The organism is Binatus sp. (SeqCode) (genome assembly GCF_049584895.1).
Classification (GTDB): Bacteria; Desulfobacterota; Binatia; order Binatales; family Binataceae; genus Binatus.
The window spans coordinates 1-13,571 of sequence record NZ_JBAUYR010000004.1 but is presented as its reverse complement, the minus strand read 5'-3'; the positions used below and the strand labels follow the sequence as shown (position 1 = coordinate 13,571).

Genomic DNA, 13,571 nt, shown 5'->3' with positions numbered 1-13,571 from the left:
CTTTGACTTCATCGTTAAGCAGGCCCCGTTGTCGGAGCGGTGCAGTGTAATACGAGCACGGGACAAGGAGCTTCGCGAATGACGTGCTCAGTGACGCTGCCCAAAACCAGGTGCTCAAGCCCGGTGCGCCCGTGCGTCACCATTACAATCAACTCTACTCCGAGATCGCGCGCGGCTCGCACGATATCAAGGTCGGGCACACCCGTTCTTACCTCGATAACACATTGAACCTCGGGCTTGATGGTCTTCTTGACTATCTCTGCGAGCCTGGACCTGGCTTCCTTTTCCCAGCGCGGATCGGAGTCAAACGGTAGCGGAACGTCCATGTCCGAGGTGGGCACTCTGGCGATGTGCAAGATGTAGAGGGTAGCGTTGCTTTCCTTTGCCAGCGTGCCCGACAACAGCAACGCCGCCGTCGAATTGCCGTCGAATTCGAACGCGCACATTATCTTGTTGTAATTCAGCATAAGCCTTACCTGGATTTGTGTCCTCAGAATTCCGCCAGCGATCGACCCGTTGCTCTGTCAACGGCTGCCTTGGTGACCGAGAATCCGTAAAGAGCGTCGGCGTACGCGGCATCGTCAGCGGTGTAGCTGCGTTGCGCATCTTCCAGTTCGATAATACTTGTCAGCCCCGCTTCATAGCGCTTCTCGGCTAGCTCCAGTTCTGCGCGCGAAGCGGCAAGAGTCTTTTCCGCGCGGGAGATACGCTGAAGAGAAGCCTGCCAATTCAGATACGCCGTATGAACTTGCAGGATTACCTCTTGCCGCAGGTCCTCGATCTCGCGAAGGATTGCATGTTGCCGGAACCTGGTCTCTGCAATTTGATCGGTAGTAAGAAAGCTATTGAAGATAGGCCATGTGATAACTATCCCGGCGTTGAAATTGTTTGCAGCCGGAGTTCCAGTTCCCATCGCCGAGTATCCTGCCACTGCATTAACGGTAGGAAAGTAGTCACTGCGATACTGAACAATCCTGGCTCCCATAGCCTTTGCCTGATCATCGAGAGCCGTCAAATCCGGCCTGCTCCGGAAAGCCGTATCGAGCAGAGCGTTCAATGATTCGTTAACTGGATAGTAGGTTAAAATATCAGCAAGCTCGTACGCGGGCGCTGAATCGCTGAGGCCCAAGGCGTTATCAAGCGCGACTTTTGCGTCTTCGTCGCTGTTACGCGCATCGACCAGATGCAACTGCGCGCGCTCGACCTCGGCCGTTGTGATATAGGTATCGAGTTGCGGCCGCAGACCGGCATTAGCCTTAACCTGCGCCTCGTGCAGGTGATATTGACGTTGCTCTAAAGCTTTCTCGTAAACCGCGATCAATCGTTTCGCCTCCAGCAGCTCGAAGTACCTTTCAGACACTTCGTAGATCAGATCCAACTCGGTGAGTTGCTGATTGGCCGCTGCGGCTGCAGCTTCGAACTGACGTTCGGAAACAAATCCATGTCGACGGCCGAAGTCGACCAGAAACTGAGAGAGCATCACACCTCCCATGTAGTTATTGCTGGTGTCCCAACTTTGCGAAAAGTCATTCGAAGGCAGGTTGTGATTGGTTCCAGATAATCGCGGGAACGCTCCGTCTGGATTGTAATAGCTCGTGTTGCCGATGCCATTGTCGGTACTGCGAAGATACTGCGTGGCGCCAAACAACTGCGGTCCAAGGGACGATCGCGCCTGGCCGATCTGCTGCTGCGCGGCGCTGGTGTTGTCCGCGGCTTCCTGGAGTCTCGGGTGATATTTCAAAGCGATCGCGATCGCATTCTTGAGCGTCAGTTGCGATCCCGGCGGAATTGGACTTCCGTTGAGGTTACTGGGCTGGGATTGAGCCGATCGCTTAAGCGTCGACGGGCTAGCAGGCGACGAAGTCCCCGGTGGCGGGTTGACAGTCGACGAAGTTCCTGGCGGCCAGTTCTCTCCTGGCATCATTGGCGTTCCGGGAGCGGGCGCCGCAAATTGCGCGTCGCCGGGTAATTCCGCCGTAGCACCCGCCGCGTTGACCACTCCGTGCGCCAGGAAAAGTACCGATGCGGAGAGAATGAAGATTCGCAAAGATTTCATTATCAGCCTACCCAACTTTTCGTTGATTTGGCGTTGACAGTTTTGTTCGAGTCAGTCGGAGCTCTGAGCCGCCGCCGATGTAGCCTGCCCATCTCCATTCTGAATCCGACAATCCACCTGCTGTCCCCGAGTCAGATTGTTGCTGTAGGTCGCGACTACCAGCGATTGTGGCGACAAGCCCGACGTTACTTCGACATAGGAGCCATTGTTGATCCCGGTTTTCACCGGAACTTCGACCAGCCGCCCGTCATTAACAACCAATACGCGCGCCGACTCTCTTGAACCTTGAATGGCAGAGGCCGGGACGCTGAGAGCGTCAGGATGGCGCACCAGTTCGATTGTGACGTGAGCATAGCTTCGCGGGTAGACCAACCGCTTCGGATTATCTATGTCGACCTCGGTCAGCATCGTCCGCGTTGCCAGATCGAGCGACGACGCATACCTGGCGACGGTGCCGTTGAACACTCGGTCCGGAAACTCGTCGAAGCGCAGACTCGCCGGCGTACCAACATGGATGAACGGATATGAAGCTTCCGGTACGTAGATATAGACACGTAATTTATCTATCTCGGCCAACGTGAGGATCGGACCGCCGCCCTCGCGGTGACCTCCGGCTCCCTCGGTAGCTCCCGGAGAAATCATCCCCGAAGTTTCGTCGACTCCAATGTCGCCGCCGCCAGCGCGAATCAACGCCCCGGGATCGGCGAATCGCCCCGTGATTACTCCATCAAAAGGGGCGATGATCCTTGTATATCCGAACATAGTTTGCAGGGTTGCAACCGCGGCCTGCGCCTCACGGTACTTGGCGTAGGCCATGTCGACGTCCTGTTGTGAGATTAATCGCGGGTCGCTCTGCTGAACCTTTCTCAGACGTTCGTAAGTTATGCGCTCGATTTCGAGGCTCGCCTGCGAGCGCGCCAGGTTCGATCGCAGTTCCGGCACTTCGATCTCGGCTAGTACCTGCCCCGTCTTAACCGAGTCGCCTTTGTCGACGCTGATACTTTTCAGGTATCCGGTAACCTTCGCGTGAAGCGCGGCTTCATAGAAACCTACGACGTCGCCCGGCATCTCAATAGTCTTGGCTATATCTCCTTGGCGTGGATGGACCACATCCACCGTCGCTCGTTGAGTCGTAGTCATGGGAATCACAGGCGCATCGCAGCCGCCCGCGCACAAAACGGCAATCGAGAAAGCAATCGCCCAACCAATGTTCCTCACTGCTCCACCTCGGGCGCTTGCGCGATTGCGCTATCCTGGATCCGCCGATAGAAGAACTCGTAAACGCAAGGAACAAGGAACAGCGTCAGCACGGTGGAAACGATTAGACCACCCACTGCCGCCCTCGCCAGAGGCGCCGAAGCTTCGGATCCCTCGCCCAATTTCATCGCGATCGGCATAAGACCGGCCACCGTCGCCAGGGCGGTCATAAGTATTGGCCGCATTCTTATTCGCGCCGACTCGACCGCCGCACGCCTAAGCTCCTGTCCCTGGCGGCGTCGCTCGTTGGCGAAGTCGACGAGCAATATCGAATTCGACACCACGATGCCGACCATCACGATGATCCCCATGAAGGACTCGATATTGAGCGTAGTTCCGGTTAACCACAGCGTCCAAATGACTCCTATCAGCCCCATGGGAACGGCGAACATGATGATTAGCGGATCCAGGAAAGAACGGAACTGCGCGACCATCACCAGGTAAAGCAGAACCACCGCCAAAGAGAGGCCGAACCCAAAGCTGGCGAAAGATTTCTGCATCGAGGCTACTGCGCCGCGGTACCGGACAGAGACTCCAGGCGGAAGCGTCATCTTGCTCACCTGGTCCTGGATCTGTTCCTGCGTGCCACCCAAGTCCTCGGTGCTGGGCGCGACCAGCAGATCGACCACGCGTTGAATGCTGTAATGATCGGCTTCTGACGGGTTGAACTCGGGTGAAATAGACGCCACATCTCGCAGCAACAGGCTCTGCGCGTGCCCGGTTTCCTTGTTCACCGTCTCGATCGGAATGTTCTGCAGCACTTCAAGAGAATCAAAGCCTTTGTCTGAGCCTGGGTACTGCACTGTGAGAAAGTAGTCGTCCTTGTTCGCGCGATCGATCCAGATCGATGGCTTGATATACAGGTTCGAGTCGAGCGCCGTGATCACGTTCGATATGACTTCCTGCTGCGCGACGCCCAAGCGCGCCGCTCTCACGCGGTCGACCTTTATGTTTAATGTCGGATAGTTCAACTCCTGCGCGACGAAACTCTGCGAAACCTGCGGCAGAGCGCCAATTCTCTCTTGAAGTTCCTTTGCCACCTTATGCAGTTCGCTAAAGCTGTTGCCGGTAAACTCGACATCGATGGGAGCCAGCTTCCCGAGATTGAGAACGGAATCGACTATGCTGCCCGAGGAAAACAGAGTCCGGGCGTCCGGAACTTGCAAGGGAAGAAGTTTTTTCAACTGGGAGACATAGTACTTGGTCGGATGCCGATGACCGGGCTTGAGCGCAATCTGCATGAAAGCTGAATCCTGGGCCGCGTTAGGCGAATAAATCGCGGATATGCTGGGGGCAATGCCGATATTCGAGACGACGGTGTCGAGGTCGTCCGGCGGGATCACCTTGCGGACGATGGCCTCGATCTGACGCGCCATCTCGGTGGTCAATTCGATTCTGGTACCGGCCGGCGCGCGAAAATTGATCGTGAAGGTTCCCGCATCGGTCTCGGGAAACAACTCAGTACCAAGAAGCGGATACATCGCTAGGCTGACGAGGAACAGGATCGTAACCGCGCCGACGACTACCGCTTTATGGTCCAGCGCATTTTCGAGCAGACGTTCGTAACCCAAGGCAAAACGCTCATACACGCGATTGAAGGCCGCGAATATACCGGATGCTTCGCCATGTTCCGCCGCGAGCGCCTGTTCTCTGGTCAGAAAACGCGCGCAGTAGAGCGGTATTATGCTCATCGAGACCAGGTACGACGCGGCCATCGACAACACCACCGCTAGCGCCAGTGCGCTGAACAGATACTTGGCGACTCCAAACAGAAACATCACCGGGAAGAAGACGATGCAGGTAGTTATCGTCGACGCGAGAACTGGAAGTGCTACTTCCTCGGCTCCTTCTCGTGCGGCGACGTGCGGTTCCTTCCCTTCTGCCAGATGGCGATTGATATTCTCGAGCACTACCACCGAGTCATCGACCAGTCGGCCTATAGCGAGTGCGAACCCGCCAAGCGTCATGATATTGATGGTCGAGCCGTTCATGAAGAGACCGAATCCACCTGCCAGAATGGAAAGCGGAATGGATAGGAAGATAGCAAAGGTAGATCTGAAGCTACCGAGAAATATGAGAATCACCAGCGAGGCCAGAACCGAACCCGATATAGCCTCATGTTCCAGACTAGCCACCGCTTGCCTGACGTAAATGGATTGGTCGAAGATAGTCTTCAGTTTCATCCCGGCCGGAAGGCCGAAGATCTTCGGCAGCAGCTCCTTGACGCCATCTACTACCGATATGGTATTCGCGCCGACCTGACGTAGCACCGGCACATATACTGACGGTTGCCCGTTGATGAGCACCTGGTTGTACTGAATCTGCGATGAGTCCTCGACCTTTGCGACATCATCCATCAACACGGGCGCCTGACCGCGTCCTATCTTCACGGGGACCTGTCCTATGTCAGGCACCTTCTCGATCATGCTGTTGGAGTAGATGTAGTAGTCCTTGGAGCCGATCTTGACGTCTCCAGCTGGCAGAATGACGTTGGACGTGTCGAGCGCCTTGACGACGTCCATCAACGACAGGCCGCGCGCTTGCAGCGCCTGAGGATTTGCGTACGCCATGACCTGGCGAAACCTTCCACCAAACGGTATTGGCGCCGACGCGCCCGGCACGGTAGCGAGCTGGTTCCGAACGTTATAGCGCGCTTGATCCTCGAGTTGAGTCTCGTCGTAGCCCTTACCTTCAAGCGTGACCAACACCACCGGCAAGGAAGATGCGTCATACTGCAGCACCAGCGGTGGGAGCGTGCCCGGCGGCAGGATCCCGAGATCGGCCTCCGCCAAGGTTCCCATTTGCGCAGCCGCAGATGTGACTTCGGTGCCCGGCTGAAAGAAGACCTTGATGATGCTTACGCCCGACAGCGAACGCGACTCGATATGCTCGATGTTGCTGCCCAGCGTAAAGAATCGCTCGTAACGGAAGGTTATGTTGTCTTCCATGTCGAGCGGCGGCATGCCCTGGTAAAAGGTAGCCACCACAACCGCTGGAATTTTAATGTCCGGAAAGACGTCTGTCGGCATCTGCGTAAACGCAGTTACTCCCAGAATCACGATCACCAGCGCTCCGACAATGATCAGGTACGGATTGCGCAATGAGAAACTTGGCACGATGCAAACTCCCAATCCCGGCTTGGTACATGCGCCGGCGGACTTATCGCTTGATCACAACTGCACGCGAACATTTGCTCGCGCGCTTGGCGAATTGCGGGCGTAAAGTTTTCCCTAGAGTGGGTCTTGGTTTTCCGCGCGCGATGGGAGCAATTTGGGCGGTCTGACTATCAGTTGCACGGAAGGGATCGTAAATCTGAAACTTATCAACGGTTTGACGTTTTGATCGTACGAAATCAGTTTCAGATCCTGCGGTAGCGGAACGCCATTCACTTCATGGCCAGCTTTGAGATCAGGCACGCGAGACGAATCATCGGTGAAGCGCTGCGGACCGCTAAAAGTTGTACCGTCGGTCGAACCGCAGGAGAGACGTAGGTGCGGATGCAGCACCCGAGGAGCGAAGGCCACAATACTCATCGCGACAAGAATCATGGCGACGAGCTGCGAGTATCGACGAGAAAGCATTGTTTTAATCGATCGCAATTGTATCACATTTTGGATGGAAGCCAAAAATCGCGAGTAAGCACGAAAACCAGTTCGCGGTTGTGTGGCCTCATCCTGTGAACTTTTCCGTTGAGCCAGTCGGTAAAGATTCGAACGCTGACACCCAGTCTTCTGGCGAAGCGTTGCTTCTCTCAATCACCCGACCACTACCGCTATCACGACGTGCTCCACTTGGGGCATCTCGTCTTTCTGGGCTGGCCGCCCTCGATCCGCAGCCTCCTGCGGCGCAAACGAAAGTCCGATCTAATGGTGGACGACAACGAAGATGGTCTCCGCGCTGTGCAAGGCGGAAGAGCACGTCACAAATCTCATCCACCGTCGAGCAGAGCGCGTCGGCTATTTCTGTACAGCGCGCCGAGTCGAGACCTGTCTTCTGTGATCCCGTGGCGGTCAATTGCGGCTGTCAAACGCCCTGAAAACCAGAAAATGTTGGCGTCCCCGACGGGATTTGAACCCGTGTTACCGACGTGAAAGGCCGGTGTCCTAGGCCGAGCTAGACGACGGGGACGTGGAAGCGATGCTCCAAAATACGAACGCGCGCAGTGCGCGCGTATGACAGCCGAAAGTATCAGAGCCGCAAGAAGCGGAGCAAGTCATCAAGGACAGCGGTCGCGCCGCGTGAATACTCATCCGGTAAAACGAACTTTGCCCACGATTTCGGATACTGATTTGTGGCTATGCTCGCCAAGAATTGAATCGAGTTCACGATCGATTCGACCGAGCGCGCCCGCGCCTTCCTTCATCAGCGCCGATCCGACCTGCACCGCCTTTGCGCCCGTCAAATGCGCGACGTAGGCATCGCGGCCGCTGTTGATTCCGCCGACCGCCATCACGTCGAGCAGATTTTCGCTCTCTTTGAAAAACGCATGCGCTTGCGACAACGTGCGCGCAGGGCCCTGCACAGTTCCGCTTGCGATCTCGACCGAGAGATCCTTCGACAGATCGTTGGCGCATACTGCGACCGCGATTCGCATCGACTTGAACAGGTCTGCGATTGCACGCGGCTCGAACGGGATGCGCGGCGGCGGCACTTTCACCGCCAGCACGCATCCGGTTTCGCTGCGAACTCCGCCTATGAGCGATTTGAGCCGCTCGAATGACGCGAACGGCGCCACCGACTTTGTCACGTAGTCGTCGGCCAGGTTCAGCTCGACGATACTGACGCCGGCGCGATCGAGCATGCGGGCGACGTCGATAAATTCCTCTTCGCTCGCGCCAACGACGCTGCCGATAACTCGCTTGTTGCGAGCGGTGAGCTCGCTGGCAATTGACTGAAAATGTTCGACGCCGCGATTTTTCAGGTTCTCGGGCGTATCGAGTCCGCTGCGATTGCACGATTTGAAAACGATCGCGCCGCTATGCACCGCGCACAGTTCGTAGATCTCGCCGCGTTCCGCCGATCGCGCGCCCGACGCGTTCATGACCGACGATGCCAGCTCGACGCCGCCCAATCTAATCGAAGTCCGTTCCATCCCTACTTCCTACTGCGCGCGATTGTTCGACCGCAAGCGACCGAACACGTTGTCTAACCAATCGGCGACCGATAACTTCGACTGGATGACCGACACTCCCATCCTTATCGCGGGCGCGGGCGCAATCGGCTCGATCCTCGGCGGTATGCTGCAGGAGGCGGGTCACGACGTCACGCTCCTCGGCCGCCGAGCGCATCTCGAGGCGATCGCCCGTGGAGGTCTGAGGATCTCGGGCCTGCTTGGCGATCGAACTGTCGGCGGCATGAAACTGGCCGACGATCCCGCGAAGTTGGGCGGGCGCTTCGGTTTGATTCTCTGCGCGGTCAAGAGCTACGACACCGAATCGATCGCCGCAGCGCTTCGCGAGCGATTGGCCGACGACGGCGTGATCGTCTCGCTGCAAAACGGTCTCGGCAACATCGAAGCGTTGATCGAAACCTTCGGGCGGCGGCGCGTATTGGGCGCCCGCGTGATTTTCGGCGCCGAAGTTCCATCGCCCGGATGCGCGCATGTGACGGTCTTCGCGCAGCCGGTCGCAACCGGCCCTGCACCCGCGCTTAATCTTGAGGATTCGCCGACGCTCGCGGAGCGCGCCCGCGCGATCGCCGCGATGGTCGACGCCGCCGGCGTCCCCACCATCGCCGTCGACGACATCATGCCGGTGCTGTGGACCAAGATTCTGTACAACGTCGCGCTGAATCCGCTCGGCGCGCTTTTGCGGCTGAACTACGGCGCGCTTGCCGCAGATCAGGACGTGAGGCCGATCATGGATCGCGCAATCGAAGAGGCGTTCGCGGTCGCGCGCGCGGTCGGCGTCGCCCTTCCCTTCTCGAGCGCCGAAGAATATCAAAAGTTCTTTTACGAGCAATTGATCCCGCCGACGGTTAGTCATCGGCCAACGATGATGCACGATCTTCATGTTCGCGGACGCACCGATATCAGCGCGCTGAACGGAAAAATCGTCGAGCTTGCCGATCGTCTAGGTCTCAACGCCGAGACAAATCGGATGCTCACGCGCCTGATTAGAGCTGCCGAGCGCGCATTTGAAAATTCTAAAAGGACTGAAAAGAGAGAGAAGCGATGAAGGCAGCATCGATACGCCGCGCGAGCATGGACGCGATCGTCGCACAGGCCGAGCGCGAGTTCCCGTTCGAATGCTGCGGCTTCATCATCGGCGACAACACGGTCGAAGAGGTGCGCCCAATCGCCAATATCCAGAACGCGATGCACGCGAAAGATCCTGCGGCGTACCCGCGCGACGCGCGCACCGCATTTCTGATGGACCCAAAGCAGCATCTCGCGGTGCTGAACGAGATCGACAACCGCAAGCTAGCTCTACGCATCGTCTACCATTCGCATCCCGATCACGACGCATACTTCTCGCCGACGGACCGCGCCCAAGCATGCTCATTCGACCCGTCCGAGCCCGACTACCCCGATACCATCTACATCGTGCTGTCGATCCGCTCCGGCAAATTCGCGAAAGCCGCCGCCTTCGCCTGGGACGTCGAAAAGAAGGAATTCGCTGAGACACCGCTGACGATAGAGTGAGGGATTTCGGCCCGCGAAATCCGGAGCATTCTGCGAAACTGATGTTATTTCTTAGGATCCAGAGCCAAACGTTTCACGTGAAACGTTTTTTAGTTCAGGAGAACGAAACGCGAATCTCGAGTTGCGCGATGTTGAGGGTCTATCAGCGTTGAGGGTGTCACCGGTAAACGAAGTATCAGTTTGACGCCTGTCGCGCGACAGGCGATAATCCCTTAGGGATGGGCATTCGCTCGATTCGGCATCGAGGCCTGAAGCGGTTGTACAAAAGTGGGAACGGCCGCGATTTGCCAACTTCCATGGTGGAGAAGATTTCCGACATTCTGCTGGCGATCGATGAGGCGGCACATCCCGACGAAGTGGGATTATTCCCGGGCTGGCGATTGCATCCGCTGAAGGGGGAACTGAAGGGGTTTTGGAGCGTGACCGTGAGTGGAAACTGGCGAATCATCTTTCGATTTGAGGAAGGTGACGCATTCGATCTTGATTTTGTCGACTATCATTGAATGAGGCGCTGGAAATTATGGCGATGAAGAATCCTCCGCATGTTGGCGGTGTAATCCGCCGCGAAGTGATCGAGCCGCTCGGACTGACAGTAACCGAGACCGCCAAGTTACTCGGTGTCGGGCGGCAGGCGCTTTCGAGCTTGCTGAACCAGAACGCGACACTTACGAGCGAAATGGCTTTGCGAGTCGAGAAGGCGTTCGGACCGAAGATGGAACATCTGATGCGAATGCAGCTTGCTTTCGATTTGGCTCAAGCGCGCGAGTCGGAGCGCGAGATCCGCGTAAAGCGCTACGTCGCGAAAAGACATGCGACTATCCGGGACGGTTCTGGAAAAAAGACGAGCAGCGCATCTACAGCGTAGTTCTTCGGCCGCCGGAAAAACCCTCTTAGAGTTCACTGATAGGCTTTGTAGCCTACTGACGTCGGTGCCATCAATGACACCTTAGTAAACTCGGCGCGGCGCTCTTCCCCTCTCCCGCGGGGAGAGGATTGAAGGTGAGGGACCTTATTCAGCGCGCATTTTTTCGCGCGCGATTAAATGTTTTGGTTCTCGGCGTGCCTTGTGTTTCTCTCCGAAACTGCAAAATTCCTGAAGGCCATGCCTTCGTCCGAGTCGTCTCACGAAACAGCACGCAGACTACGCCGCGATCAGACGGTGGCAGAGAACATTCTCTGGCGTCATCTTCGAGGCAGGCGGCTTTGCAACATTAAGTTCAGGCGTCAATTTCCGATTGGTCCGTATTTCATCGATTTCTGCTCAATCGAACGCCGACTGATAATCGAAGTCGATGGCGGCCAGCATGCGGATCGATCTGCCGACGACGAAATCCGCACAACCTATCTCACCTCGCGCGGCTATCGCGTACTTCGATTCTGGAATAATCAGGTGCACGCGAGTGCTGACCAGGTTCTTGCCGATATCGAAAAATTCCTGGGCGCTCATTCTTGAAAATCCTGAATCGCGCGCGGGGCGCGCGCTGAGCAAGGTCCCTCACCTTAAATCCTCTCCCGTCGGGAGAGGGGAAGAGCGCGGACGCGGAGCGCTCAGGCCTGTTCTAGCGGTTGCTGGAGGCCCAGTACCCTCACCTACCGGCGGCTGCGCCGCCGGCCTCCTCTCCCGTGACTTAACGGGCGAGGTATTACGAGCAGCGCGGCCCGCTAATTCTCAGATGTGAATTCTTCCTCCTTGCCGGCCATCTCTAATGACATGCCGCGGGTTTCGTCGATCATGATGCCGAATAGGATTGCCGCGGGGATTCCTACTATCGACAACGTGCCTACTACTATCGATAGGCCGCCCATTTTGTTTGCCAATAGTGCTACTGCGGCGTTGGAGATTACGGCGCCGATTGCGCTGACCAGCGCGAACCATCCTATCATCGTGCCGCGCAGAGGTGTCGGGAACAGTTCGGTTGCTGCCACGTTGCTGGCGACGGTGCCGCCGTTGTCGCATAGGTTGAACCAGAAGAATCCCGCCGATAGCCACATCAGGGGCCATGCGAAATGGGTCGGCGGGCCCCAGAAGTACCATAGGTGTCCGGCGGTGATTGCGATTCCGAAGGCTACCACTGTCGGCACGCGGCCGAATCGCTCCGCAGTCCATGCGCCGAATGGGAAGCCCAGCAATCCCAGGCCGCCGGCGACGATCGTCATCGCGCTGGTGCCCGCCGACGACATACCGACCACAGAGACCGCGTGGTAGTAGCTGAATGCGTTCGCGCCCGTGGTTGAGATTGCGGCGGCGAGCGCGCATATGATCATCGTGATCGATCGCTTGCGATAGAGCGGCTGAAAGACATCATAGAACCGCGTCCTGCTAGTGATTCCCGACGCGTCGGAAACTTCCCATCGCCCACTCTCGGGCAACAGCCGCGCCATCGCAGGCAGCATCGCGATGCCCGCCGCCGATATCACGAACATCCATCGCCACGACCATCCGTACGCATCGAAGATCGGCATCAGGAACACGCACAGTCCTGCTCCCACCGAGGCCGCGAGGCCGCCGAAGCTCTGGCCGCGTGCGCGACGCGCTATAGGCAGTTCTTCGGAAAGCATCACGACGCATCCCGAGCCCGCGGCGCCGACCACCGCATACAGTCCGATCTGAAACACCGCGAACCAGATCAGTTTGGTGGATACTGCGGTCCCGATGCTGCAAACCGGAATCGCGGCCATGCACCACAGGATCATGCGGCGGCGTCCGTACCGATCGATCATCCGCGAGAGTGCGAGCGCGCCCAGCGCCGAGAGCGAGATCCACGCGAACAGGCGCGCGATTCCGGCGCCGTCGAGATGGAAGCTGGTTCCGATCCACGGTGCCGCGACCGAGACGATTGCGACCGCGAAGCCCTGGTAAAAGAGCATCGCGACCAGCGCGAGAACGGTCACGCGCTCGCGCGCGGCGGAATCCGCAGCTATCTGCTCTTCATTCGGAGGCGGACTCGGCGACGGCGCGGGATCATCCACAATATAAGGTTTCGCAGATCCTACGAGCCGGACATCAGCTCAAACACCGGCGTGCGCGACGCAGTGGCGCGAAACGCGTCGACCGGCGCGCCGGCCTTCACGTCGAAGAAACGCTGAACCTGTGAGGCGAAGCGATCGAGGAACGCCTTGATGACCTCGGGCTTGTCGGCGTCGGCAAGCTCGCGAACGATCATCGATTCCGCGCTAGACCCTCGGCGCAACACGACATGGCCGGCCGCGCGCGCATTGCGCGCCCACGCGGTCTCGCCTCGCGCAGCAACCAGCCATCGCCGACCATTGAAATCGAGCACGTTGACCGGAGTGGTGAAGGTCCTGCCCGACTTCCTGCCGCGAACCTCGAGCAGCCGCATGTACCCAGGCGCAAATCCAAGCTTGAGCGCACGGCCCATCAGGCGGTTGAAGAATCGGTCGAGCGTGCTCTCCTTCTGAAAAGTCTCGGGCATAGAGGTGAGCATATATAATGAGACAAAAATTAAGAAACGTTAATTTTAAATGTGGAACCCGCCGTGGGTTCCACACCTCCCTGGGCAGGGGTAACCCCTGCACCTTAGTGAGAAGAAAGACGTGGCACAGGCTTTAGCCTGTGATTTTCTGGTCTCATGCAAATCCAGGAAGGAATCACAG

Annotated in this window: 13 protein-coding genes and 1 tRNA gene; 6 read left to right on the top strand and 8 right to left on the bottom strand. The window is 57.6% G+C overall.

The features are described 5' to 3' along the window. Positions 1–14: 14 nt before the first annotated feature. The 4 genes from WB650_RS00940 to WB650_RS00925 form a co-directional block, all read right to left on the bottom strand. Complete coding sequence (locus WB650_RS00940; protein WP_422305433.1) at positions 15–467, bottom strand: universal stress protein; 453 nt, start codon at positions 465–467, stop codon at positions 15–17. A 23-nt stretch (positions 468–490) separates the two neighbouring features. Beyond that, a complete protein-coding gene (locus tag WB650_RS00935) occupies positions 491–1,921 on the bottom strand; it encodes a TolC family protein (protein ID WP_423959100.1) in 1,431 nt (476 codons plus the stop codon). A gap of 186 nt (positions 1,922–2,107) precedes the next feature. Next, positions 2,108–3,196 (bottom strand): efflux RND transporter periplasmic adaptor subunit, encoded by a 1,089-nt coding sequence (locus WB650_RS00930; RefSeq protein ID WP_422305437.1) that lies wholly within the window; start codon positions 3,194–3,196, stop codon positions 2,108–2,110. 74 nt (positions 3,197–3,270) lie between these two features. Further along, entirely contained in the window at positions 3,271–6,429 is a 3,159-nt protein-coding gene (locus WB650_RS00925; protein WP_423959077.1) for an efflux RND transporter permease subunit, read from the bottom strand. Between the two features lie 573 nt (positions 6,430–7,002). Between WB650_RS00925 and WB650_RS00920 the strand changes: the two genes are divergently transcribed. Continuing rightward, positions 7,003–7,404, top strand: coding sequence for a hypothetical protein (locus WB650_RS00920; protein WP_423959099.1), 402 nt, complete (start codon positions 7,003–7,005; stop codon positions 7,402–7,404). Here WB650_RS00920 and WB650_RS00915 read toward each other — a convergent pair. Both WB650_RS00915 and WB650_RS00910 read right to left on the bottom strand, forming a co-directional pair. After that, positions 7,364–7,441: transfer RNA gene (locus WB650_RS00915), tRNA-Glu, on the bottom strand. The genes WB650_RS00920 and WB650_RS00915 overlap by 41 nt on opposite strands. Before the next feature lie 118 nt (positions 7,442–7,559). Beyond that, positions 7,560–8,405: a hypothetical protein gene (locus WB650_RS00910; RefSeq protein ID WP_422302510.1), complete on the bottom strand. Its 846-nt coding sequence runs from the start codon at positions 8,403–8,405 to the stop codon at positions 7,560–7,562. Between the two features lie 49 nt (positions 8,406–8,454). On the opposite strand from WB650_RS00910, the gene WB650_RS00905 reads away from it, so the two are divergent. The 5 genes from WB650_RS00905 (at position 8,455) to WB650_RS00885 (ending at position 11,409) form a co-directional block, all read left to right on the top strand. Beyond that, positions 8,455–9,489 (top strand): ketopantoate reductase family protein, encoded by a 1,035-nt coding sequence (locus tag WB650_RS00905; RefSeq protein ID WP_422302512.1) that lies wholly within the window; start codon positions 8,455–8,457, stop codon positions 9,487–9,489. Further along, complete coding sequence (locus WB650_RS00900; RefSeq protein ID WP_422302514.1) at positions 9,486–9,956, top strand: Mov34/MPN/PAD-1 family protein; 471 nt, start codon at positions 9,486–9,488, stop codon at positions 9,954–9,956. Before WB650_RS00905 ends, WB650_RS00900 begins: the two co-directional genes overlap by 4 nt. A gap of 257 nt (positions 9,957–10,213) precedes the next feature. Further along, on the top strand, positions 10,214–10,459 hold the full coding sequence (locus WB650_RS00895) for a type II toxin-antitoxin system RelE/ParE family toxin (protein WP_422302516.1): 246 nt from the start codon (positions 10,214–10,216) through the stop codon (positions 10,457–10,459). Between the two features lie 23 nt (positions 10,460–10,482). Next, positions 10,483–10,821, top strand: coding sequence for a HigA family addiction module antitoxin (locus tag WB650_RS00890; RefSeq protein ID WP_422302518.1), 339 nt, complete (start codon positions 10,483–10,485; stop codon positions 10,819–10,821). A 177-nt stretch (positions 10,822–10,998) separates the two neighbouring features. Beyond that, a complete protein-coding gene (locus WB650_RS00885; protein WP_423959074.1) occupies positions 10,999–11,409 on the top strand; it encodes an endonuclease domain-containing protein in 411 nt (136 codons plus the stop codon). Positions 11,410–11,618: 209 nt separating this feature from the next. Here the strand turns inward: WB650_RS00885 and WB650_RS00880 are convergent, their stop codons facing one another. Both WB650_RS00880 and WB650_RS00875 read right to left on the bottom strand, forming a co-directional pair. Beyond that, positions 11,619–12,926, bottom strand: coding sequence for an MFS transporter (locus tag WB650_RS00880; protein ID WP_422302522.1), 1,308 nt, complete (start codon positions 12,924–12,926; stop codon positions 11,619–11,621). 20 nt (positions 12,927–12,946) lie between these two features. Continuing rightward, positions 12,947–13,390 (bottom strand): nitroreductase family deazaflavin-dependent oxidoreductase, encoded by a 444-nt coding sequence (locus tag WB650_RS00875; RefSeq protein ID WP_423959072.1) that lies wholly within the window; start codon positions 13,388–13,390, stop codon positions 12,947–12,949. Positions 13,391–13,571: the final 181 nt, after the last annotated feature.